The organism is Vibrio sp. Y58_MX_L22, from assembly GCF_024181865.1.
GTDB classification, from domain to species: Bacteria; Pseudomonadota; Gammaproteobacteria; order Enterobacterales; family Vibrionaceae; genus Vibrio; species Vibrio alginolyticus.
This window is the reverse complement of sequence record NZ_JAMZAN010000002.1, coordinates 1-20,957: the sequence shown is the minus strand read 5'-3', so window position 1 is coordinate 20,957 and position 20,957 is coordinate 1. Positions and strand designations below refer to the sequence as shown.

The 20,957-nt window shown below is 44.0% G+C and carries 18 protein-coding genes; 8 read left to right on the top strand and 10 right to left on the bottom strand.

The genetic code is table 11. The features are described from left to right. Window positions 1-245 precede the first annotated feature (245 nt). Window positions 246-2,702 (bottom strand): ABC transporter permease, encoded by a 2,457-nt coding sequence (locus NL626_RS05170; protein WP_213893415.1) that lies wholly within the window; start codon window positions 2,700-2,702, stop codon window positions 246-248. Further along, window positions 2,702-3,394 (bottom strand): ABC transporter ATP-binding protein, encoded by a 693-nt coding sequence (locus NL626_RS05165; RefSeq protein WP_253657053.1) that lies wholly within the window; start codon window positions 3,392-3,394, stop codon window positions 2,702-2,704. The genes NL626_RS05170 and NL626_RS05165 overlap by 1 nt, the downstream gene beginning before the upstream one ends. On the opposite strand from NL626_RS05165, the gene tesA reads away from it, so the two are divergent. The 4 genes from tesA (at window position 3,393) to NL626_RS05145 (ending at window position 9,095) form a co-directional block, all read left to right on the top strand. After that, window positions 3,393-3,995: a multifunctional acyl-CoA thioesterase I/protease I/lysophospholipase L1 gene (tesA, locus tag NL626_RS05160; RefSeq protein WP_005376324.1), complete on the top strand. Its 603-nt coding sequence runs from the start codon at window positions 3,393-3,395 to the stop codon at window positions 3,993-3,995. The genes NL626_RS05165 and tesA overlap by 2 nt on opposite strands. A gap of 82 nt (window positions 3,996-4,077) precedes the next feature. Continuing rightward, on the top strand, window positions 4,078-5,277 hold the full coding sequence (fabV, locus tag NL626_RS05155; protein WP_137282643.1) for an enoyl-ACP reductase FabV: 1,200 nt from the start codon (window positions 4,078-4,080) through the stop codon (window positions 5,275-5,277). Window positions 5,278-5,457: 180 nt separating this feature from the next. Next, complete coding sequence (locus NL626_RS05150; RefSeq protein ID WP_137282644.1) at window positions 5,458-7,368, top strand: EAL domain-containing protein; 1,911 nt, start codon at window positions 5,458-5,460, stop codon at window positions 7,366-7,368. Between the two features lie 71 nt (window positions 7,369-7,439). Further along, the gene (locus NL626_RS05145; protein ID WP_213962462.1) at window positions 7,440-9,095 is read left to right on the top strand and encodes an ABC-ATPase domain-containing protein; all 1,656 of its coding nucleotides are present in this window, start codon (window positions 7,440-7,442) and stop codon (window positions 9,093-9,095) included. 79 nt (window positions 9,096-9,174) lie between these two features. On the opposite strand, the gene NL626_RS05140 is transcribed toward NL626_RS05145, so the two are convergent. Both NL626_RS05140 and NL626_RS05135 read right to left on the bottom strand, forming a co-directional pair. Then, a complete protein-coding gene (locus NL626_RS05140; RefSeq protein WP_213907675.1) occupies window positions 9,175-9,795 on the bottom strand; it encodes a DNA-J related domain-containing protein in 621 nt (206 codons plus the stop codon). A gap of 128 nt (window positions 9,796-9,923) precedes the next feature. After that, window positions 9,924-10,763, bottom strand: coding sequence for an isopenicillin N synthase family oxygenase (locus NL626_RS05135; RefSeq protein ID WP_005386285.1), 840 nt, complete (start codon window positions 10,761-10,763; stop codon window positions 9,924-9,926). A gap of 242 nt (window positions 10,764-11,005) precedes the next feature. Here NL626_RS05135 and NL626_RS05130 point away from each other — a divergent pair, with 242 nt between their 5' ends. After that, window positions 11,006-11,602 (top strand): DUF2238 domain-containing protein, encoded by a 597-nt coding sequence (locus NL626_RS05130; protein ID WP_005376330.1) that lies wholly within the window; start codon window positions 11,006-11,008, stop codon window positions 11,600-11,602. Here the strand turns inward: NL626_RS05130 and cutA are convergent. The 5 genes from cutA to NL626_RS05105 all read right to left on the bottom strand — a co-directional run bounded on the left by cutA (window position 11,564) and on the right by NL626_RS05105 (window position 14,609). After that, window positions 11,564-11,896: a divalent-cation tolerance protein CutA gene (cutA, locus tag NL626_RS05125; RefSeq protein WP_017634166.1), complete on the bottom strand. Its 333-nt coding sequence runs from the start codon at window positions 11,894-11,896 to the stop codon at window positions 11,564-11,566. The two genes, NL626_RS05130 and cutA, sit on opposite strands and share 39 nt — an antisense overlap. A 14-nt stretch (window positions 11,897-11,910) precedes the next feature. Beyond that, on the bottom strand, window positions 11,911-12,162 hold the full coding sequence (locus NL626_RS05120; protein ID WP_005376334.1) for a hypothetical protein: 252 nt from the start codon (window positions 12,160-12,162) through the stop codon (window positions 11,911-11,913). Continuing rightward, on the bottom strand, window positions 12,146-13,855 hold the full coding sequence (locus tag NL626_RS05115) for an SgrR family transcriptional regulator (RefSeq protein WP_005386283.1): 1,710 nt from the start codon (window positions 13,853-13,855) through the stop codon (window positions 12,146-12,148). Before NL626_RS05115 ends, NL626_RS05120 begins: the two co-directional genes overlap by 17 nt. 79 nt (window positions 13,856-13,934) lie before the next feature. Continuing rightward, window positions 13,935-14,168: a DUF3389 domain-containing protein gene (locus NL626_RS05110; RefSeq protein ID WP_005386281.1), complete on the bottom strand. Its 234-nt coding sequence runs from the start codon at window positions 14,166-14,168 to the stop codon at window positions 13,935-13,937. Window positions 14,169-14,174: 6 nt separating this feature from the next. Continuing rightward, a complete protein-coding gene (locus NL626_RS05105; protein ID WP_213960958.1) occupies window positions 14,175-14,609 on the bottom strand; it encodes a hotdog fold thioesterase in 435 nt (144 codons plus the stop codon). 201 nt (window positions 14,610-14,810) lie between these two features. Between NL626_RS05105 and NL626_RS05100 the strand changes: the two genes are divergently transcribed. Continuing rightward, window positions 14,811-15,599 carry a M48 family metallopeptidase gene (locus tag NL626_RS05100; RefSeq protein WP_017634168.1) on the top strand — a complete coding sequence of 263 codons (789 nt, stop codon included), beginning with the start codon at window positions 14,811-14,813 and terminating at the stop codon, window positions 15,597-15,599. A gap of 74 nt (window positions 15,600-15,673) precedes the next feature. Here the strand turns inward: NL626_RS05100 and NL626_RS05095 are convergent, their stop codons facing one another. Next, window positions 15,674-16,702 carry a site-2 protease family protein gene (locus NL626_RS05095; RefSeq protein ID WP_005376346.1) on the bottom strand — a complete coding sequence of 343 codons (1,029 nt, stop codon included), beginning with the start codon at window positions 16,700-16,702 and terminating at the stop codon, window positions 15,674-15,676. 422 nt (window positions 16,703-17,124) lie between these two features. Between NL626_RS05095 and NL626_RS05090 the strand changes: the two genes are divergently transcribed. Together NL626_RS05090 and NL626_RS05085 are read left to right on the top strand one after the other, a co-directional pair. Further along, window positions 17,125-18,360, top strand: a complete 1,236-nt coding sequence (locus tag NL626_RS05090; protein ID WP_017821929.1) for an outer membrane protein transport protein — start codon at window positions 17,125-17,127, stop codon at window positions 18,358-18,360. A 20-nt stretch (window positions 18,361-18,380) separates the two neighbouring features. Further along, window positions 18,381-20,789 carry a VolA/Pla-1 family phospholipase gene (locus NL626_RS05085; protein ID WP_253657052.1) on the top strand — a complete coding sequence of 803 codons (2,409 nt, stop codon included), beginning with the start codon at window positions 18,381-18,383 and terminating at the stop codon, window positions 20,787-20,789. Window positions 20,790-20,957 lie beyond the last annotated feature (168 nt).

Genomic DNA, 20,957 nt, shown 5'->3' with positions numbered 1-20,957 from the left:
ACAGCGCCAGTAAAGTGCATTAAAGTAGAAAAAATTTGCGAAAAAGTACTTGACGACATGGTTAAGAAGACACTTTTTTGTGTCTATGTGAATAAGAATTTCACTGTAAGACCCATGGCGCAAAGCCTGCAGAAACACCCCACTTTTTACCCCATTTAGTTATCCCAAAAGTTATCCACTGTTTTTGTGGATAACTAAAATAAAAGTGTCATGGAGTGTTCCAAACTTGATAACACTCGCTGCGATTAAGTGTTTACTGGCGTTAACAATCTTTTCAACAAACTCATCACTACAAGTGCCAACGTAACAAATGTTGCAAGCGGTAAAGCTATCCACAATTCGGGGTGAATTTGTGCATTGAGATCGAACCCATATGTCATGACTGCGGCCACACAAACTTCCGCAGCGAATACCGCAACACCACTAGCAATCAACGCCATAATTCCGTACTCGGCCCACAGGGTTGTGTTGATCCGTTTCTTACTTGAACCTAATGTGCGATACAAACGAATCTCTTGTTGGCGTTGGGACAAGCTTAACCTCAGTAGCGTAAAGATGAGCAGCAGACCAGCAACAACGCCTAAAAGAGCAAGGATGGTGATTGCTGATACGATTTGCTGAATCAAAGCCTGAATTTTCTCGCCCATAGTTCGGATATCTAAAACAGAGACCGTTGGGTGAGCACGTGACATTGACGTCAACAACGCTTCATTTCCTTCTTCAATCCTATAACTGATGAGGTAAGAACCAGGTAAATTAGCCATCACGTCAGATGAGAAAATAAAATAAAAGTTAGGCTTCATGTCACGCCATTCGACATAACGGATGGTATCTACTACTGCATCGTAATTCTGGCTGTTTATTACAAAGCGCAGCGTATCACCGAGTTTGATGCCTAAGTCATTTGCTACATCCGCTTCTACAGATACACTCCCTTTGTTTGTCCATTCACCCGAAAGCACGTCATTATATTCTGGTAGGGTATCTCCCCATGTCAGGTTTAGCTCTCGACGTATCGCGTCAGAACCTTCTCCTTCGTACTCAACCTCTTTAACATTTTGACCGTTAATCTCTGTTAGTCGTCCACGAATTATTGGATAAGCTTGTGACCGCGTAACTCCATTTTTATCTAGGGTTTCTAGGTAGTTATCGAGCTCATAATCACCAATGTTTAAAGCGAACACATTTGGCGCGTCTGCAGGTAAGGTTCTCTCCCAATCAGCGAGAATATCGCTGCGCACAAGCCAAATGATAGACAGCAACATCAAAGATAATGCCAAAGCACCAAACTGTAGACCGCTGGTTACTGGCGTCCGGTTGATACGACTCAACGCAAGCTTCATTGCAGGATGGGTTGACACACGTGCAAACAGCTTTGTGAGTGTGACGCTAACTGCTGCGAGTACCACAAACAGTACCGCTATACCAGTGAGCACGATCCAAACTAAGGTGTTATCTGCATACAGTAAAAGCAATGGAACAACGGGAACTAGAACAAGTAACATTCGCTTCCAGGAACGTTGCGCTTTGCCCTGCTGTAGCACTTCTAACGCGGGAGTTTTAATCAAGCCTAACAATGGTATACCGAGAGCGGGAACAGTAATCAAGACTGCAGAGATAAATGCCACCAAAAATGGTGTGACACCGTAACTAGGGAGTGGATCGGGTAATAAGTCTTTGAGTGGAATGCGTAATAAATACTCCAACCCGCTCCCTAGCAGTAGGCCGACGACACTGGCACTAATGAGAAGGATTGTGACTTGAATAAATAACCACTTTTCAATCCATCGGCGGCTCGCACCAAGACTTTTCAACATCGCGATAGTTTGTGTCCGGCTGTTCACGTAATTTTGACAAGTAAGAACCAATGTTGTCGCCGCCATAATGATGACAATCGCTACGGTCAACGACAGATACTGCGTCGTGCGTTCAAAAACCTCATTACTACGACTGGCAGTATCTTGCGTGCGCCAGCGATCGCTCGGAGAAAGCTGCGTATCATCTTGCAAGCTCTTTAGTGTTTTATCATCGGCTTGTAAAAACAGACGGTATTGAACTCGGCTCCCAACTTGAATTGCTCCTGTTTTATCTACGTCACTTTGATGAATGTATGCAGAAGGCATTTGCTGAAATGGATTAAAGCTCAAGCCTGGTTCCATCAATACTGCGCCTGATACAGTAAACTCGGCATCGCCTATCGTGACGCTGTCACCTGATTTTACGTTTAGTTGAGTCATAATCCGCTCATCAAGCCAGAGTTGGTTCTCTTTAACGCGACCGGCTGGATTACTTTCAAGAACGAGCTCTCCCATTAAAGGGTAATTATCATCCACCGCCCTTACAGAAATAAGCTGCATACCATTATCGCTAAATGCCATAGTGGCAAAGCGTGTCATCGTCGAACGTTCAAGGCTTTCAGTCGAGGCTAACAACATGTCCGGAATGGGATTAGCAGACACAAACACCGCATCTGCCGTTAATGCGTCCTTCCCCTGCTTGACGATCACCTGCTCCATTCGTTCTGCTAATGCAGAAAGCGCAAAGATACTCGCAATCACGAGAATAAGAGCAACGCTAATAGGCCAAAGATTCCCCTGCCTTATTTCGCCGAAACTCCAGCGTATCAAACTTTTATTCGACGAGTGCTGTGTTGTACTGTTTTGCTCTGTGGATGTTGCTTCACTTGATGATACTGCAGACATTATATCTCCTCCTTAAGCTCACCCGCCTCCATACGATAGATACGGTCACATCGGCTTGCTAGATGACCATCGTGTGTTACTAAAATCAGAGTTGTCCCGTGCTGTTCATTAAGATCGAATAGCAGCTCAATCACTTTGTCTGCGGTTTGATGGTCAAGATTGCCGGTAGGCTCGTCTGCGAACAACAGCTCAGGCTGTGTCATAAATGCACGCGCTAGCGCAACTCGCTGTTGTTCACCACCAGATAACTGGCTTGGTAAATGGTCGACACGTTTTTCCAATCCAACAGCAGCTAATAATTCCGCTGCTCTTGCTTCATCTTCGGCTTCACCACGTAAAAGACAAGGAAGCGTGACATTACCTAATGCACTCAAACTCGGGATTAACAGGAAACTTTGGAAAACGAAACCTAAAGAGTCAGCCCGGATTTTCGCACGAGCTTCATCGTCCAGTTTTGATAATTCATGACCTAATAAAGTAATTTCGCCTGATGTCGGCGTATCAAGACCAGCTAGCAACGTCATCAATGTTGACTTACCTGCACCGGAAGTTCCGACGATGGCGATTTTTTCTCCTTTTCGGATGTCAACATTTACGTCTTTGAGGATTGTTAATTGTTCTTGATTAGTAGAGACTTGTTTAGAAACCAAATTGGCTTGAACAATAGGTGCATTAAGTACAGGTGTTTGCATGATTCGTATACTTTCCTTAGTTCTATTTTTTTGTTTTTCCGCTACTGCACATGCGAGCGAAAAGCTACTTGTCTTGGGTGATAGCTTGAGTGCAGGCTATCAGATGCCGATCGAAGAGAGTTGGCCTAGCTTACTCCCTGATGCGTTGTCAGAACATGGTCAAGATGTAACAGTTATTAATGCTAGCATTTCTGGCGATACCACTGGCAATGGCTTAGCACGGTTACCTCAGTTGCTAACTCAGCATAGCCCTGACATGGTACTTATTGAGTTAGGTGCCAACGATGGCCTAAGAGGTTTCCCTCCTAAACTTATTACGTCAAATCTTTCAAAAATGATTACCATGATAAAAGATTCTGGTGCGGACGTTGTCATGATGCAAATTCGGGTTCCGCCTAATTATGGTAAGCGCTATAGCGATATGTTTTACGATATCTACCCTAAGCTTGCACAGCATCAACAAGTTGCCTTGATGCCATTCTTCTTAGAGCATGTTGTCACCAAACCAGAATGGATGATGGATGATGGCCTTCACCCAAAACCAGATGCACAACCTTGGATCGCTGATTTCGTTGCTCAAGAATTAATTAAACATCTCTAATTTTAATGGTCTAGCTCAATAAGTTTTACGTAACTTTACGTTAATCTATTTTCAATTCCACTCATCGAGGATAGATAACAACATGCGAATAGAACCGTTAATTCAAGGTGTTGTTGCTCGCTCTGCGCACCCCAAAGGGTGTCATGCATCTATTAAAGAGCAAATTGAATACGTAAAGCACGCCCCACAGATCAAAAAAGGCCCAAAACGGGTTTTGATTATTGGTGCCTCCTCTGGTTTCGGCCTAGCGGCACGAATAGCCCTAACGTTCGGTGGCGCTAACGCCGATACCATTGGCGTCTCATTTGAGCGTGGCCCTTCAGAGAAAGGGGTTGGGAGTGCGGGTTGGTATAACAACGTCTTTTTTAAGCAAGAAGCAAATCAAGCCGGGCGTACCGCAATAAATATTGTTGGCGATGCATTCTCTGGTTCGGTGCGCAATCAAGTGATTGAAGCCATTGAAACGTACTTTGAGGGTGAAGTTGACTTAGTCATCTATAGCTTGGCAACCGGTGTTCGACCTAAACCTGAATCTGATGAGTTTTGGCGCAGTGTCATTAAACCTATTGGTGAACCTGTCACTGGCGCTTCTATCATGCTGGAGAACGATAAGTGGATAGAAACCACCTTAACGCCTGCAACAGAAGAGGAAGCCAATGCCACCATTAAAGTAATGGGCGGCGAAGACTGGGAAAGCTGGATTGACACACTCATCAATAACGACTCTATCGCAAACGGCTGCAAAACCATCGCCTTTTCTTACATGGGCCCTGACATTACGCACCCAATTTATCTCGATGGTACGTTAGGTCGAGCGAAAATCGATTTACACCAAACCAGTCATTCATTAAACCTCAAACTCGCCAACTTTGACGGCGGTGCTTACGCAACCGTGTGTAAGGCGTTGGTGACGAAAGCCAGTGTATTCATCCCTGCTCTAAGCCCTTACCTGCTAGCGCTTTATCGAGTGATGAAGGAAAAAGGTACTCACGAACGCTGTATTGAACAAATGCAGCGGCTGTTTACTACGAAGTTATACGATCAAGAGAAAGTGCCAGTTGACGGTGAACGCTTGATTCGAATAGATGACTTGGAACTTGAACCGCAAGTTCAACAAGAAGTCCACGCTCTTTTAGAACAAATGAATGCTGATAACTTTAAAGAGATTGGTGATTACCAAGGTTTTAAAGATGAGTTTATGAAGCTCAATGGCTTTAACTTTGAGGATGTCGACTATTCGCAAGACATTTCTATTGAATCGTTAATGTCGCTTAAGCCTTGATGCTTGTTATCTGTTTCAAGGATGAGATATGTGACAACTATTCCTAGTCCTGAACACTTTTCAGGACTTTTTTTTGTTTCGAGCCCTAGCCACCCTATACTTAATTAAAAAGCGAGAACAAAATAGAGCAGTCTGCATTTTTAATTCACAGGAAGTGAAACCACGTAAAGGATGACCTATATGGGGAGATTGCAAACATTAGACTACGAAATCCCTGAGTCTATGCGAAGAAGTTGGCAGGAAATCGTCAACTTACTGGCTCAAATAACGCACGTACCCACCACATTAATTATGCGTATCCATCCAGATCGCATAGAAGTAAATACATCCAGCGAAACTATAGGTAATCCTTATCGTACTGGCGATACTGAGTTGCTTGGCAACGGTTTGTATTGTGAGCATGTCATAAAACACAAAAGTGAACTTATTGTCCCAAACGCGCTTGAAGATGAAGAGTGGCAAAATAACCCTGATATCAAACTAGGTATGATCTCTTATTGCGGCTTACCGCTATTCTGGCCAAATGGAGAGACGTTTGGAACTATTTGCATGCTTGATTCTAAGGAGAATGAATACTGCGACACTTACCGGCAATTGCTTGGGACTTTTAAAGATTCAATCGAAGCGCAGCTTTCCATCGTGCATCAGCAACACAAACTTCAGCGTCTTAACAACGAACTCAAAAATAGAGTTGAGAATCGCACTACAGATTTGGCGCAGTTAAGTTATTCCCTAACGCAAGAGATTGATCGTCGCAGAGCCGCTGAAAAGCAGGTGAGCTACCAAAAAACACACGATCAAGGAACTGGATTCCTAAACCGAGCAGCACTCGAAAATATAGTCAGTGACACACTCAGAACGTTAGATCACAGTCAGCAATCATTAATCGTAATAAACATTGGTTTTAGCAATGCACGCAGTATCCAAACCCGTTATGGCTTTGAAGCTTTCGACGAAATATTGAAAGAGTTTCGGTATCGTCTTGGTAAGCGGGAGTCCAGACATTTTGTTACGGGGAGGCCTAGCTCCAATGATCTCGTATTGCTCGTTTGGGGCACAGACATCGATATAAAATTGCATCAGCTACTGAATGATATTACCGATATTGGTATGGGAAGTTTTTATGTAAAAGACACAGAGGTTCACCTAAACTCTTACATTGGTGTTGTACAAGCTCACCGAACCAGCAATGCTAAACAACTACTCCAGAACGCATGTTATGCCATGCTTTTGTGTAAAGAATCTGGCGAAGCGTATAGTTATTTCTGTGAAAGCCATTCAAATGAACTCAACAACCACAATCAACTGGAAAGCTACTTATTGCAAGCGGTAAGAAACGACGACCTAATGCTCTACTTTCAGCCCAAAGTACACCCTCAAACCCACAAATGGATTGGCGCAGAAGCATTACTACGCTGGAGGCATCCAATACTAGGCGACGTATCCAACGAAGCCTTAATACATATGGCTGAACAAAACGGGCTTATCTTTGAAGTTGGCTCTTTTGTTCTTCGAACCGCGATAGACAAAGCAAAACAATGGTCTGAGTTAATTGATAACTTCAAAATGGCCGTCAACGTTTCTCCCATTCAATTACAAAACGTAAATTTTGCGGAACAAGTGCAACACTTACTCGAGTCTTTTCACTTGCCAGCGCACTTTCTCGAGCTCGAGGTGACCGAGAGCGCTTTAATTGCCGATGAGGTCGTAGCACGCACTACATTAAATAAACTGCACAAACTAGGCGTGACACTGTCACTTGACGATTTTGGTACAGGATATGCCTCGTTCAGCTATTTAAAGAAATATCCATTTGATGCCATCAAAATTGATAAAAGCTTCGTCCAGCAAATGGAAAAGTCGGACGATGACCGCGCGATAATTTGTTCTATCATACACATTGCGAAAAAACTGGAACTCCAAGTCGTGATCGAAGGCATTGAATCTCCCCAACAAGAACAGTTTCTCATTGGTGAGGGCTGTGATATCGGACAAGGTTTTCTTTATGGTAAACCTATGCCTTGTAATGAATTTGAGCAAAGTTTGTTTAATCAGCGCCTTTCTGGCGGGCAATACGCCTACTCTTCCTAAGCATTCTCTTTACTATGAGGGCGGTGGTTTCTATAATCGCCGCCCGCTTCTATTAAAAGGCTAATATCTTCATGGATCAGTTGACTGCCACGCTTAAGAAAATTGAAAAGCAGAACTACCGAGCTTATCAGCAAATCAAAGGTCAATACGACTTCACTGATTTCACTTTGTTTATCGATCATGTACAGGGTGACCCTTATGCATCGGCGTCACGTTTTCGTGCGACTCGCTCATGGTCTTTGACTGGTCTTGAGTGGCTAAGAGACGAGTCTCCTGCATTTCAAAGAGCTGCACGTGATTTTATTGCGCGTAGTTTTGAGCAGTTTGCTAAACAAGAAAACTCAGTATCAATTTCACTGACAGGCCAAACAGTACTGGATAGCACCGCGGTGTTGTTTACTGAAGAAGGTATTGAACTGCGTTTTCGAGTTAACTTACCAGCCGAAGGTCGTTCAGTATTGGGGAAAAAAGCCAACAACATACTGACTTTCCACCTGCCTAAGTTTATCCGTCGAGCAACTTTAGAGCGTGAACTCGACAAAGCCGCTTTAATTAAGCACTGCCAAGTTGTTGAAGACCAAGATGCCCTGCGAGAACAGTTGGAGGCCAATAACTTAGTCGCGTTTGTCGCAAACGGCAGTATTCTTCCTCGAATTGCAGGTAATTGCGACCTTCCTATGAAAGAAGCCGTTGAGTTTAAAGCCCCTGAATCTCTACAAGTCACTTTACATGCGCCAAACAAGGGCCATGTCACAGGATTAGGAATTCCAAAAGGTATCACACTGATCGTAGGTGGCGGCTTCCACGGTAAATCTACCTTATTAAATGCAATAGAGCGTTCAATTTACGATCATATTCCAGGAGATGGTCGCGAATACATTGTTGCCGATAACAAGGCTATGAAGATTCGTGCCGAAGATGGCCGATGCGTACACCACTTGAACCTCTCGAACTACATCAACCATTTACCGATGGGTAAAGATACGGCGGACTTTTCTACTCAAGACGCATCAGGCTCAACGTCGCAAGCCGCTTGGCTTCAAGAGTCTATTGAAGCGGGTGCAAGCACATTATTGATTGATGAAGATACTTCTGCTACCAACTTCATGATTAGAGATGAGCGTATGCAGGCATTGGTGGCAAAAGGTGATGAGCCAATTACTCCTCTCGTCGACCGCATTGGTCAATTACGAGATGATCTTGATATCTCTACCATTATCGTTATGGGTGGGTCGGGCGACTACTTAGACGTTGCCGATACCGTCATTCAAATGCACGACTACCAAGCCGTTGATGTAACTGAAAAAGCGAAAGAAGTTATCGCTCAGCACCCTACTCAACGCCATAACGAGTCAGAAGAACGTTTACAGACCTTCCCACCTCGAGCACTGAACCGCGTTGCGTTGATGAATATTCTCACTGACGGCAAGTTCCGTGTGAATGCGAAAGGCAAAGAGTCACTTCGATTTGGTAAAGAGTTTACTGATCTCAGCGCTTTGGAACAGATAGAGTCAGCCGATGAAGTCAACACAATTGGCTGGTTATGGTTCCAAATTGCTCAACTTCCAGGTTGGTGTAATCATCCGGCGAAGGAGATTGAAGAAATGCTGTCTGGTGAGTGGCATGCCGTTCTTCCTAAGCAAGGCGACTTAGCCAAACCACGCACACTAGACGTTATGGCTGCCCTCAACCGCATGCGAAAATCTCAGTTTAAGTCATCATGCTAGTTTTGATACGCTGACAGAGACAGTTCAATCAAAAGGCAGCTATAGTTAGCTGCCTTCCTTTATCTTTATTCTTAGCGAATCATTCGTTTCTCAGTACATTCCACGCTTCACAAAGAACTCTAAATCTTTCTGCATCGCCATTTTCTCGATCAGGATGCCAACGAAGCGCGAGTTTTCGCCATTGTTTTCTAATTTCCGCAGGCGTAGCGTCAGTGTTAAGTTCAAATAGTGACAGTGCCTTTGTCTTATCTACGCTGGCTACTGACGAACCACCTATGAACTTTTGATAAGTTGTCCAAAATTCATTCAACAATCGACGCACTTCATCTTCGTCCGCTTCGTAATTGCGCCAATCTAAGTAATAATCACGCAAAGGATCATGAATATCGATCTTATGCCTCAAAGCTTCCATCGAAGACATGAGCTGAATATCCATGGCTTCGACTTGAAGCCAGCTATCCGGATACAGAGTGTCTTGCAGTTGATATAATGCATTCATGATCAGGAAATTTCTTTTGAATAAATCCTTATCGGGAGAGTCGTCCAGCTTTGAAATATAACCTTGTTCACCCAACCAGCTTGCCAAGGTGTGCACTTTCCAATTAGAGGGCTGTTTTCTCAGAATTTCTAGCATTGGCCAAAGCAGCGGATTTTCTATTGCATGAGGCTCAATACTACTGACAGTACGTTGTCCTTCCATTCATCCTCTCTGACACGAGTTTAGGGCCCCATTCACGGCACAAAAAACATAGTTTCCACTTTGTAGCATAAATGCAAAAAGGCCGATAGTCATTCACCATCGGCCTTTGTAAGGAGATCACGTAAAGGTTAAATAACCCCTAGCTCACGTAAACGTTCCATAAGGTAGCTATGTGCAGTATAGCGCTCAGATAACACCACTTCCGGCTTTGGATGCAGGAACAACGGTAATGAGATACGTGACTTTTCTTGACGGCCACCCGTAGGGTTGATTACACGGTGAGTCGTTGAAGGGAAATAACCACCTGACGCTTCTTGAAGCATATCACCAATGTTGATGATTAAGTTCCCGAAGTCACATGGTACATCGATCCAATCACCCTCTTTACTCTTTACTTGCAGTCCAGGTTCATTAGCAGCAGGCAAAACCGTTAACAGGTTAATGTCTTCATGCGCAGCAGCACGAATAGCGCCTGGCTCTTCTTCGCCTGTCATCGGTGGGTAGTGAAGCACGCGTAGTAATGTTTTGTCACTGTTATTGATCATTTCTGACAACGCGATAGAGAACTTCTCTTGAACGTCCTTAGGTGCGTACGCTTCAACCCAGCCTAATAGCTCTTGAGCAAATGCATTGGCACGCTCGTAGTACTCTAAGATTTCAGCTTTAAGCTGCTCTGGGATCTGACCCCAAGGGTAAACATGAAAGTACTCTTTGATGTCTTTCACTTTGTGCCCTTTTGCCACTTCAGACACAGAAGGTGGGAAGTAGCCATCTTGGGTGTCTACGTTAAAGTGAAAATCATTCTTTTGTTCTGAACAGAAAAACTCATGCCAGTTTTTGTAAATTGACTCTACAAGCTCTTGTGGAATCGGGTGGTTTTTCAACACACCGAACCCCGTTTCGCGTAAAGAGGTAACGAACTGTTGAGCAGCATCGTCAGCAAGATAATCGACAGTTTCCAGTTTCATGGCTTTACTTCTTTTTTATTAGACTGAATCATGGATTCTATGGATGGGCATGTTGTAAATCAAACTTTAATGAAAAGTGCACGCGCAAACGTTTTAATGTTGAGCAGTTTGCCAATAAATCAACATTTTCAGTGATCAAAAAACCCATTAAAATATCAATTGCACACCGTTCAATTAAGTGTAATCATTAACACAATCTATGGAGTCCCACTGTAAGATAAATTGAAGGATCAAATAACTCTATGAAAAGCACCTCGACACTCTTAGGATTAACGATTTTTTATGCCATCGTGTTTTTATTTTCTGCGTTGGAACCTAACTCACGTGCAGTTTGGTTTGCGGAGATTATCCCGGCGATTGGTATTCTTGTTGCTATTTGGGCGATTTCGATTCGCTATCAGTTCAGTAATACGGCTTACTTTTTAATGTTCATCTGGCTCTGTTTGCACACTATCGGTGCGAAATATACGTTCTCCGAAGTGCCGTTTGACTGGTTTAACGACATGATTGGTTCAGAGCGAAATAATTTTGATCGCGTTGCGCACTTTTCAATTGGCCTTTACGCATATCCGATCGCTGAATACTTGATAAACAAAAAACGGTTCAACAAAGCGTTCTCTTGCTGGTTTGCTTTGTTTGCTATCATGTCACTTGCTGCTGGCTATGAGATTATCGAATGGTGGTATGCGGAGTTGGCTGGTGGCGATGAGGGAATTGCCTTTCTGGGCTCGCAAGGTGACATATGGGACGCCCAGAAAGATATGTTGTGCGATACCGTTGGTGCAGTGTTGTCGTTATTCTTAATGTCGGCTCAACGTCGATTCTCTCAACCATTCTAAATAAGGGTTAAACCCATCAACAATTGGAACCTGTACGATTTGAGCGACCTCGTATTCGTGCAGGTTTTCTATTTTCTCTTCCACCAATTCATAAAGTTCTCGACGAGTTTTGATGACTAGCAACCATTCGTTGTCAGTACAAACCTCCCCTTTCCAAACGTAGTGGCTTTCAATAGGCATTGTTTGAATACACGCGGCTAATTGGGCATCTAGCAAACCTTTAATGATCTGATCTCGATTTTTTTCATTACTGGTTGTACTTAAAACCATGCAATAGTCATGTTTCATACTCATTTTCTAGCCCTTTATTATTTCATCGTCACTTTGCCGCCAATCATTTTGTAAGCGGGGGTTCCTCTTACTAGGGTATCTCTTGCAAACTCTTGTCCGCAAGCGGGGCAAATACATGGGGTTTGTGTGAAATCGTCAACAATGCGCTCTTTGAAGCATTTAACCAGTGCTCCTTTCCCGCCTTTACGGTACTTAAATAGTTGAGTTTTACATTTAGAGCAAAAGATATCGACGGTTTTCGTCGGTTGTTTTTTATTCGGTTTCGCCATGGTTACTTTCTATATCCGGTTTGACCCATACATTATTAAAATCAAACCAACCTAAGGCATTACACTTTGCATTTTGTAACGCACCGCTGTGGTCTTTATTCACGCCTAGCCAGCAGTGAAACATAGGAATCACCTGACAGCTTTTTACTAATTGTCGTCCTAGCTCACGCGCAGGAAAGTCTGTGTGCATGCCGGCACGCCATTGATCGACAAGTTTAGCCCATTCACTAAAATCGTAACCTGAACTGAACTTCTCAATATCACTGTAATCCAGGAGCCAGCCCGCCAACGCGTCATTTCGGTTCGTTGCAATGCCCATAGCTTTCACCCAGATATCCACTTCCTCCGGTGCGGGCGGTTGAGAATCATAACGAATAAACTCAACCTCTATACCGTGCGGTTTTAAGAGTGTCTTGATGGCCTTGGCAACTACTGGAAACATCGGATGCTTTTTCTGATACGCTACGGAAATTACCTTATTAGCCTGTGGTACGCTGCCCGCTTCCGCTGGCCTGAGATCAATCCAACCGGGCTTAAGGCCAAAGGCTTGCAATACTCCCAGTTCCATCACTTTATCTTGTGGAACATGCGCGTAAATCTGGTGACTGTTGAGGGTTTGCGAGAGGAACTCTGCCCAACGTGGATCTTTTGCAATCCCGGTGTTTTTGTTTAGTAATAGGAATGTACATCCAGGGTCCAGCTCTACTTCATCGGATGAACCTTGTTTATCCATCTTCGGCTTTGACAGGCTTGGATAAACCATTGAAGAATAGGCTTCATCGATTACCCACACCTCCACCTGGTCAAGTAAAGGGCGAAAACCAAAGTAGCCATCAAAAGCAGTCAAAATAAGACGCTTATCATCATTCATTTTAACTTGGAACGGCCCTGTCCCTATCGGTTGTCTATCGAAGCTTTCAGAACGCAAAGCACTCGGTAGCAAAATTTTTGCTTGCGACTCACTCAGAGCCAGAGGAAGGTAGCGATCAGGACGGACGAGCTCAATATCAACGGTCCACTCTTGTGGTGAAGACACCCGCTTTATGTGAGAAAACAAGTTCAAGCCATTTAACGCAAGCACACTCTCAAGAACACAACTGGTTGTTAACGGTTCACCATTATGAAAGCGTACTCCACGACGAAGATAAAAACGCCAATGTGTATCAGAAATTGCTTCCCACGTGTGGGCTAAATCTGGTTGAAGTTGTTCATTTTCATCAAGGCGAGTGAGTCCGCTAAAAATTTGTCTGGCGATGTGCTGTTCAGAACGCCGCATCGGTTTCTGCGGGTTTAACATCGACAATGGTCGATAATAAGGCAAACGCACGACCTGCTCGCCCTGTCGATGCTGAAGCCCTAAATAACCTTGGATAACCTGCGTCAATCGTGCCGCATCGTTATCAAGCGCATCTAGAGCCTGACCGATTTTCCCTTCATCGAGATAACGCCTGGCGAGGTTTTCGCTGACGTCGCTTCGATTACGTTTAAAAACGAGTTTCGAAAGTTTTCCTCGACCCGCTGCCGGATGCCACTCAATCCAGCCCTCTTCTTCAAGTTTATTTAGAACAATACGAGCATTACGACGTGTACAAAACAACGCTTCGGTGATGTCTTCGAGCTGAACGTCCGTATCGTGACCGGAAAATTTTTCAAACAGTGTTTCGAACTGAACACGTAAACGAGGGCTACTCATAAAGAGGAAATTCTTATCTTGTTGTCGATAAGCTAAGTTTCCTCATTTTTTCCAAAAAGTGCAAACATCACACTATAAATTATTGAATATCGATACCAATTTCTCGCGAAAGTTCAGCCAGTTGTACCTCGTTGTCCAGCTTGATAGACCATTTGCACTCTGCTCCATGAGATAAAACAACGTTCGCTCCTCTACCCAGCAACTGAATTGCATCGGTTTGCGCTTGCAAGGTTACCATTGCACTGCCGGAGAGCTTAATCACTATTTCACGCTGGGTTGCAATGATTTTTCCTAATGAAAACTCAATCACCATCTTAGTTTATACCGACTTTGTTTTGTGTTGTTTCACAGCGATGGTCAAGCGACTGGTACACACTAAACGGCCTCGCTCATCAGTGATATCGATTTGCCACACTTGCGTTGAAATACCCAGATGAAGCGGTTTTGCCGTACCAATCACATGACCACTTCGCACGGCTCGCACATGGTTCGCGTTAATATCTAAACCGACGCAGTAGCTGCCCTCATCGACAGAGAAGTTTGCAGCCAATGAGCCTAATGTTTCTGCGAGCACGACTGATGCACCACCGTGAAGCATTCCTAAAGGTTGATGAGTAAAGCTGCATACGGGCATGGTTGCTGTAAGGGAGTCGTCAGTGAAATCTGTATATTTAATTTGTAGGTGCTCGATCAGGGTATTTTTTGACGTGGCATTCAGAATCTCTATGCTTACGGGCTTTTTCCATATACTCATTGTTTTACTCTTAGTTTCACAAACTGGTTTGTTAGGTTGTAACGATGTGCTAGGAAGCTAGCATAGACGCTACTTGGGCATAACTTCAAGACGTAACATCTCACCTTCTTTATTAATCAGATGAATAACTTGATCCATGCATCATGTTACTATTTGGGTATATACTATTGCTTCAAAACAAAAAATTAAATGGAGCCTGTTATGAAGGTATGGATGAAAGCCTCTGCTCTTTTAACTATCGCGGGTTTAACAGCGTGTAGCGCATCACCGACGGGTCGCAACCAGATCCTGATGTTTTCAGATCAGGAAATGTCATCGCTTGGCGCTAAATCTTTCGAACAAATGAAGAAAGATATCCCAATCAGCAAAGATCGCAAAACGAATGCCTACGTTCAATGCGTTGCCAAACACATCACTGACACCATTCCCGCTCAATCTGGATTTAAAGACTGGGAAGTCGTTGTTTTTGATAGTGAACAAGTCAATGCGTTTGCTCTACCAGGTGGGAAGATCGGCGTGTATACCGGGCTTTTAGATGTCGCGAAAAACCAAGATCAGTTGGCAACAGTTATTGGTCACGAAGTCGCTCACGTCCTCGCTGACCACAGTAATGAACGTCTTTCACAAAGTCAGTTAGCAAATGCTGGGTTGTCTCTAGCAAACGTTGCCATTGGCGCTTCCGAGTACAAACAGTATCAACAAATGACGATGGCGGCACTTGGTGTCGGTGTTCAATACGGTGTTATCTTGCCATACGGTCGTACTCAGGAATCCGAGGCTGATATTGTCGGGCTGGAATTCATGGCAAAAGCAGGTTTCGACCCACGTCAAAGTGTCGATTTATGGAAAAATATGAGTGCTGCATCAGGTGGTTCTCAACCACCTGAATTCTTCTCAACCCACCCATCGCACAGTACGCGCATTAAAGATTTACAAGCAACCATAAATAAGCTGCCTGCGTATAACGCGAAAGCACCAAGATGTGGCTAATTCATTGCTACTATCGTCTACTACTTAAGCTTGCCAAATAAAAAAGCTCCCTAGGGAGCTTTTAATGATTCTAATCAAGTGCCCAATATCTGTAGCGGCAAACTTAACAAACTATCTCCGAGAGTGGCAAAATACCAGATGATAGAAACAAAACCTCCGACAGAGACCAAGTACCAAGCCAGTGAGAATAGCTGCCCATAACGGGTTAATGGCAATAAATGGCTTTGATGTCGAGCTCTCCATTCCATCACCACTTCCAACATTCCCATTAACAATAAAAACCCTAGCAACGTCAGACCGAAATAGTAACTGATAAAAATGCCCAATAAAGCGGTCGCAATACTGCCAACTAACCCGACCCAAGTATTCATTGAGAAGGTAATACTTTTGAGCACATGGCCACCATCTAATGGTAAAATAGGCAGCAGATTAAATAGGTTTAGCAAGGCGTTAAACACAGCAAGCCCAGCGAAGATCACCTCACCAGTCATCCAATAAAGCAAAGTAAAAACAATACTAAGTACTAAACCGAAAAATGGTCCCATGATTGAGATAACCACATCCTGCCAGCGCGTGTTTATCTTTTCGTCACTTAGCGCCAAACCACCTAGGAATGGAATCAAATAGATTCCTTTGGTCTTCATTCCAAAATACTTCATCGCTCTAATGTGACCATATTCATGAAAAACCAAACAAGCGATCAACGCTAGCGCGAACTCGATGGAAAATAGCCAAGAATATGCAGCGAGACTTGCAGACGCTAACGCCACTTTAATAACTTTCGCACTTTTAAGTGCTTTCATCCCAAGAGATACGAGGCCTATTACACTTAAACGCTTTTCGGATGGTGGCGTAACTTCTGGCACTTGGCGCTCGATGTCTTTTTCATTTCGACAACCTTCATTGATGAGCTCACCGTTAATTGTGACCTTGTAACTCAATTCAAACGGTTGCCATGTTAAAGAACACTCCAAATGACAGTTCAGGATTTCCTCACCCGCAGAGAGCTTAAACTGGTGTAGACAAGTCTCTGCGGTATTGTCACTGGCATCGATTTGAGACACCAACGTATTATCCCAATATAACTGCTGCCACCCAGCCATCGATCCTTCGAGCCTTAGCGAACGACCTAAAAATTCAACATTCAGTAATTCCAATGCGGTTCCTATTGCGTCTATTGAATAACTACATAGCGAGCGCGAATTATGCCTGTGAAGTGAAGAAACCGCAAAGCGAGCTATCTCTTGATTTGATCGTTATTTAACTATAAAGCTCGCAAAACAATTCTGGTCGTACCATTCTCTTCAAAAATATAACGATAATACATGCCCTTACAAGCCATCGTTTGACCTATGCATCATATTTAAAACGCAAAATACGCTCAAACTTTGACAAGTTATTAAACATACAATTAACATTACATTTACATCACCGTTGTATTTCGCGTATTAACAATTGGTGTAAGTACCACACAACAATTACAAGGACTTCGGTCCAGCATTATGACACCCTAGGAGGGTCAAGGATGAACAAGAAGCACTGCTCTCTGCTTACAATTTCAATATTGTTTGCGTGTAATGCCCACTCAGCGGGCTTCCAGGTAGCTGAACATTCGGCATCTGGTCTTGGTCGAGCATTTTCAGGTGAAGGGGCTGTCGCAGATAATGCCAGCGTCCTTGCCCGTAACCCTGCAGCAATGACACTTTTCAAAGAAGCTCAATTTTCGGGCGCGTTATCTATCATCGACCCTGAAGTCGATGTGTACGACACTGTAAACAATGAACACGCGAAAGATGTCGCTCCTTTACAGATCGTGCCAGCAGGTTATTACATCAGCCCTATCAATGATAACTGGGCTTGGGGTATCGGTATGTTCACAACATACGGTGTTGCTACCGACTATCCAAATGATATTTCCGCAGGTGATATGGCGGGTGACACTTCCCTACTTTCAGTAAACATCAACCCTAATGTCGCTTATCGTATCAACGAGTCTTTCAGTGTCGGTGGTGGTATCAACCTCGTATACGCTGAAGCAGAGCTGACTCGCCACAAAGGCGCACTTGCCGGTATTTTAGGTGGTAATAAGTCCGATAACCTTGTCGGCATGGAAGGTGAAACTTTCGCTTGGGGTTGGAATGTCGGCGCTTTATTTGAGCTAAATGAAAACAACCGTTTTGGCTTTGGCTACCGCTCTAAGGTTGATCTAGATTTTGATGACGGTGAGTTTAGTAGTTACGACTCTGGTCGAGCTTCATCACCAAAAGTTGATGGCCGTTTAAAAATCTCTCTCCCTTCAATTATCGAATTATCGGCTTTCCATCAACTGAATGAACAATGGGCTGTACATTACGGCTGGCAACAAACCGACTGGAGCACATTTAAAGAACTAAAAGCGACCAGTAACGAATGTAATGACGGAGTATGTTTCTTTAAACCTGAGAAATATGAAGACAACAATCGCTACTCCGTTGGTGCAACTTACATACTTAATACAGACTGGACATTCCGTGCAGGCTTTGCGTACGACGAACAAGCAGGTGAAGCGACATTGAGTATCCCTGACAGTGACCGTTTTTGGTACAGCGCGGGCCTAACTTACGCAATGAGTGAGAATTTAACTTTCGATGCAGGCTTTGCACTTGTTAAGAGTAAATCAGGCTCTTTCACTGAGACAAATGCTCTGGGTGAAGAGATTAAGTTTGACTCAGAAGGTACTGCTTACATCAGCGCGGTACAGATGAACTACACCTTCAAATAATGGGATTACGGAGTAAACCAATGAAACACACGTTTAAATTATCAATGCTTTGTTCTGCAATCCTTCTTGCTGGTTGTGGTGATGATACCTCCAGCTCTGGTACTTCCGACAAAGTTCAATTTGAAGATGAAGTCCAAGCATTGCTTGATCGCGAAACATCCATCAGTTTTACGCTTCAAGGAGCGAACGCAGATGTACCGGCACCGTCTTACTTATTAATGGACACAAGCGATGGTACGCTTGGTCTGCCAACTGATGGCGATGATGCTTTAACCAACCCTAGAGCCTCAATGAACACGATGGATGGATGGTCAACGTCTATGCCAATCGTTCTTAACTTCAACGGCGACGGTTTTGCAACGGGCATGCTGTCGTCTGGTGTTAAAGTCATCAAGATTAACCAACGCTTAACCGAGTGGGACGGTAAATCTAACCCAATCGAAGAGGTACTCGTTCAGAATCAGGACTACGTAGTTCAAGCAAAAGGTAGCTCTCTATACATCCAGTTCTTGGCTGCACTTGATGAGTCAAGCGAGTACATTTTTGCGGTTACACAAGATGTTACTGACGTGAATGGTGAGCCAATTGGTACATCAGCAAGTTATGCGACTGGTAAATCGAAAGAAATCGTTTATGAAACTGGCGACCTTGCTTCTGTTCAAGCAGTCACTCAGGCGGTTGAAGGCATTTTTGGTCTAGCTCAAGTTAATCCTAACGACATCGTTTACTCCTCATGGTTCAGTACCCAGTCTGTAGGTGATACGTTAGCGGCAGTCAAAGGAGTAACCGCTACTGGTTTTTCTACTGGCGCAAACACACTAAATACCGTTTACAAAAATGACTCAAACGAAGGTTCAGTAGACTTATCAACGGCCTACACAATAACGCTCGGTGAAACCCAAGACTTTAGCACTGCGCTAGACTCTGACGATGACTTTAGTAAATACATTAGCGATCTAGACGCAGCTAAAACGGCAATTAAAGGCCTTTACATGCAATCAGGTGCCGATGTAAGCGTGACACAAGGTGTGGTAAGACTGCCTCATTACTTGGAAAAAGGCGCAAGCTGGAACATGCAACCAATGGTATCTGCGATGCCAAGCCTAGCGAAGCTAAGCGCTGCATTAGCGGATCCGAACGAGCAAGCAAACATGGTTCAGCAGCTATCAACAGGCGTTTTTGCAAATGATCCTGTTGATGTGACAAAGCTTGCTACAGATCCTACAGAGCAGCTAAAACTTGTTGGAGCTAAGCTTACTCTTACCGATGGTACCCAGCTTGATAGTGAGCGTATTATTACTCGCTACTCGCCTGTTCCCGTAGTGAAATCGGTTGAAGATGTCGAAGTACTGGTCTTCACACCTAAATCTGGCGTCGCGACAGACGTTGTGATTTATCAACACGGCATCACTTCTGCGAAAGAGAATGCGTACGCGTTCGCGTTCAATATGGTAAAAGCAGGTGTGGCAGTTATCGCTATTGACTTACCTATTCATGGTACGCGCAGCTTAGATGAACAACGTTCCGCAAATGCGAATGTACTGGCTTATCTAAATCTTTCCAACTTAGCCGTTGCGCGTGACAACCTACGTCAAAGTGTTCTGGATGTGTTAGGTTTGCGCGCTAGCTTGGTAGTATCTGCTCAAGGCGGTCTTTTAGCTGGAGGTCCTCTGCAAGGCTTCAACCCAATGACGGGTTCAAAAGTCAAAATGCTAGGTCATTCACTTGGCGGTATTGTCGCTACATCTGCCGTCGCAGCAGCAAACAATACATTGGGCAGCTCTACTGCGGATGCGCTGTACACCTTTAGTTCTGTATCAGTACAGAACTCTGGTGGACAAATTGGTAATTTGTTACTGGGTTCAGACAATTACGGCCCTCAGATCAAACATAACCTCGCTTATGCAGCATCAAAAGACTATGCGAATTACGCTGATGCATCATGTGCGGATCTAGAAGATAAAACATGTTACGAAGCATTTGAGGCTGCGGCAACGGAAGCTCAAGTAGCAGCGCTAGAAGCAGGTTTCTCACAATTTATCTATGCAGCACAGACTACACTAGACACTGTCGATCCGTTCACAAACGCTTCAGATTTAGTGGCATCTGGTTCGCTAACGACACCATTCTTTATGACAGAAGTGGATGGCGATAGCACAGTACCAAACAGCGTTCCAAATGCACCATTCGCGGGTACTGAACCGCTTGCTAATAAGCTAGGGTTGAAGACTGTGAACAGTACGGACACTACTGTGAATGCAACTGCGAGCTTTGTACAGTTTAACGCTACTGCATCGCACAGTACTTTTGCTTCGCCAAATGGCACTTTGTCTGATATTGATCATCATGTAGAGATGCAGATGGAAAACACTGACTTCTTAATGGATGACGCACTAACAGGTGTCACTAACACTTCTGTTTTGAAGTAATCGCAACACCCTTCCTACCAAAGCCCAGTTTCTACTGGGCTTTTTCATTTTCAGCCCTAAACCACCTACTTCAGTAGGTGGTTATCATCCGTTTCGGCTTTGCCTGTAAAACTACTCATGCTAAATGCGTCTTTGATTTTTCCAGAAGTCAAAGAGGACAAATAACAT

Excerpts from the sequence above, each read along its gene's own strand:
- NL626_RS05165 (WP_253657053.1), bottom strand. The coding sequence starts at position 3,394 with ATGCAAACACCTGTACTTAATGCACCTATTGTTCAAGCCAATTTGGTT.
- tesA (WP_005376324.1), top strand. The coding sequence starts at position 3,393 with ATGATTCGTATACTTTCCTTAGTTCTATTTTTTTGTTTTTCCGCTACT.
- NL626_RS05100 (WP_017634168.1), top strand. The coding sequence starts at position 14,811 with ATGAAGGTATGGATGAAAGCCTCTGCTCTTTTAACTATCGCGGGTTTA.
- NL626_RS05135 (WP_005386285.1), bottom strand. The coding sequence starts at position 10,763 with ATGAAACTGGAAACTGTCGATTATCTTGCTGACGATGCTGCTCAACAG.
- NL626_RS05095 (WP_005376346.1), bottom strand. The coding sequence starts at position 16,702 with ATGGCTGGGTGGCAGCAGTTATATTGGGATAATACGTTGGTGTCTCAA.
- NL626_RS05090 (WP_017821929.1), top strand. The coding sequence starts at position 17,125 with ATGAACAAGAAGCACTGCTCTCTGCTTACAATTTCAATATTGTTTGCG.
- NL626_RS05150 (WP_137282644.1), top strand. The coding sequence starts at position 5,458 with ATGGGGAGATTGCAAACATTAGACTACGAAATCCCTGAGTCTATGCGA.
- NL626_RS05130 (WP_005376330.1), top strand. The coding sequence starts at position 11,006 with ATGAAAAGCACCTCGACACTCTTAGGATTAACGATTTTTTATGCCATC.
- NL626_RS05085 (WP_253657052.1), top strand. The coding sequence starts at position 18,381 with ATGAAACACACGTTTAAATTATCAATGCTTTGTTCTGCAATCCTTCTT.
- NL626_RS05120 (WP_005376334.1), bottom strand. The coding sequence starts at position 12,162 with ATGGCGAAACCGAATAAAAAACAACCGACGAAAACCGTCGATATCTTT.
- NL626_RS05170 (WP_213893415.1), bottom strand. The coding sequence starts at position 2,702 with ATGTCTGCAGTATCATCAAGTGAAGCAACATCCACAGAGCAAAACAGT.
- NL626_RS05115 (WP_005386283.1), bottom strand. The coding sequence starts at position 13,855 with ATGAGTAGCCCTCGTTTACGTGTTCAGTTCGAAACACTGTTTGAAAAA.
- fabV (WP_137282643.1), top strand. The coding sequence starts at position 4,078 with ATGCGAATAGAACCGTTAATTCAAGGTGTTGTTGCTCGCTCTGCGCAC.
- cutA (WP_017634166.1), bottom strand. The coding sequence starts at position 11,896 with ATGAGTATGAAACATGACTATTGCATGGTTTTAAGTACAACCAGTAAT.
- NL626_RS05145 (WP_213962462.1), top strand. The coding sequence starts at position 7,440 with ATGGATCAGTTGACTGCCACGCTTAAGAAAATTGAAAAGCAGAACTAC.
- NL626_RS05105 (WP_213960958.1), bottom strand. The coding sequence starts at position 14,609 with ATGAGTATATGGAAAAAGCCCGTAAGCATAGAGATTCTGAATGCCACG.
- NL626_RS05140 (WP_213907675.1), bottom strand. The coding sequence starts at position 9,795 with ATGGAAGGACAACGTACTGTCAGTAGTATTGAGCCTCATGCAATAGAA.
- NL626_RS05110 (WP_005386281.1), bottom strand. The coding sequence starts at position 14,168 with ATGGTGATTGAGTTTTCATTAGGAAAAATCATTGCAACCCAGCGTGAA.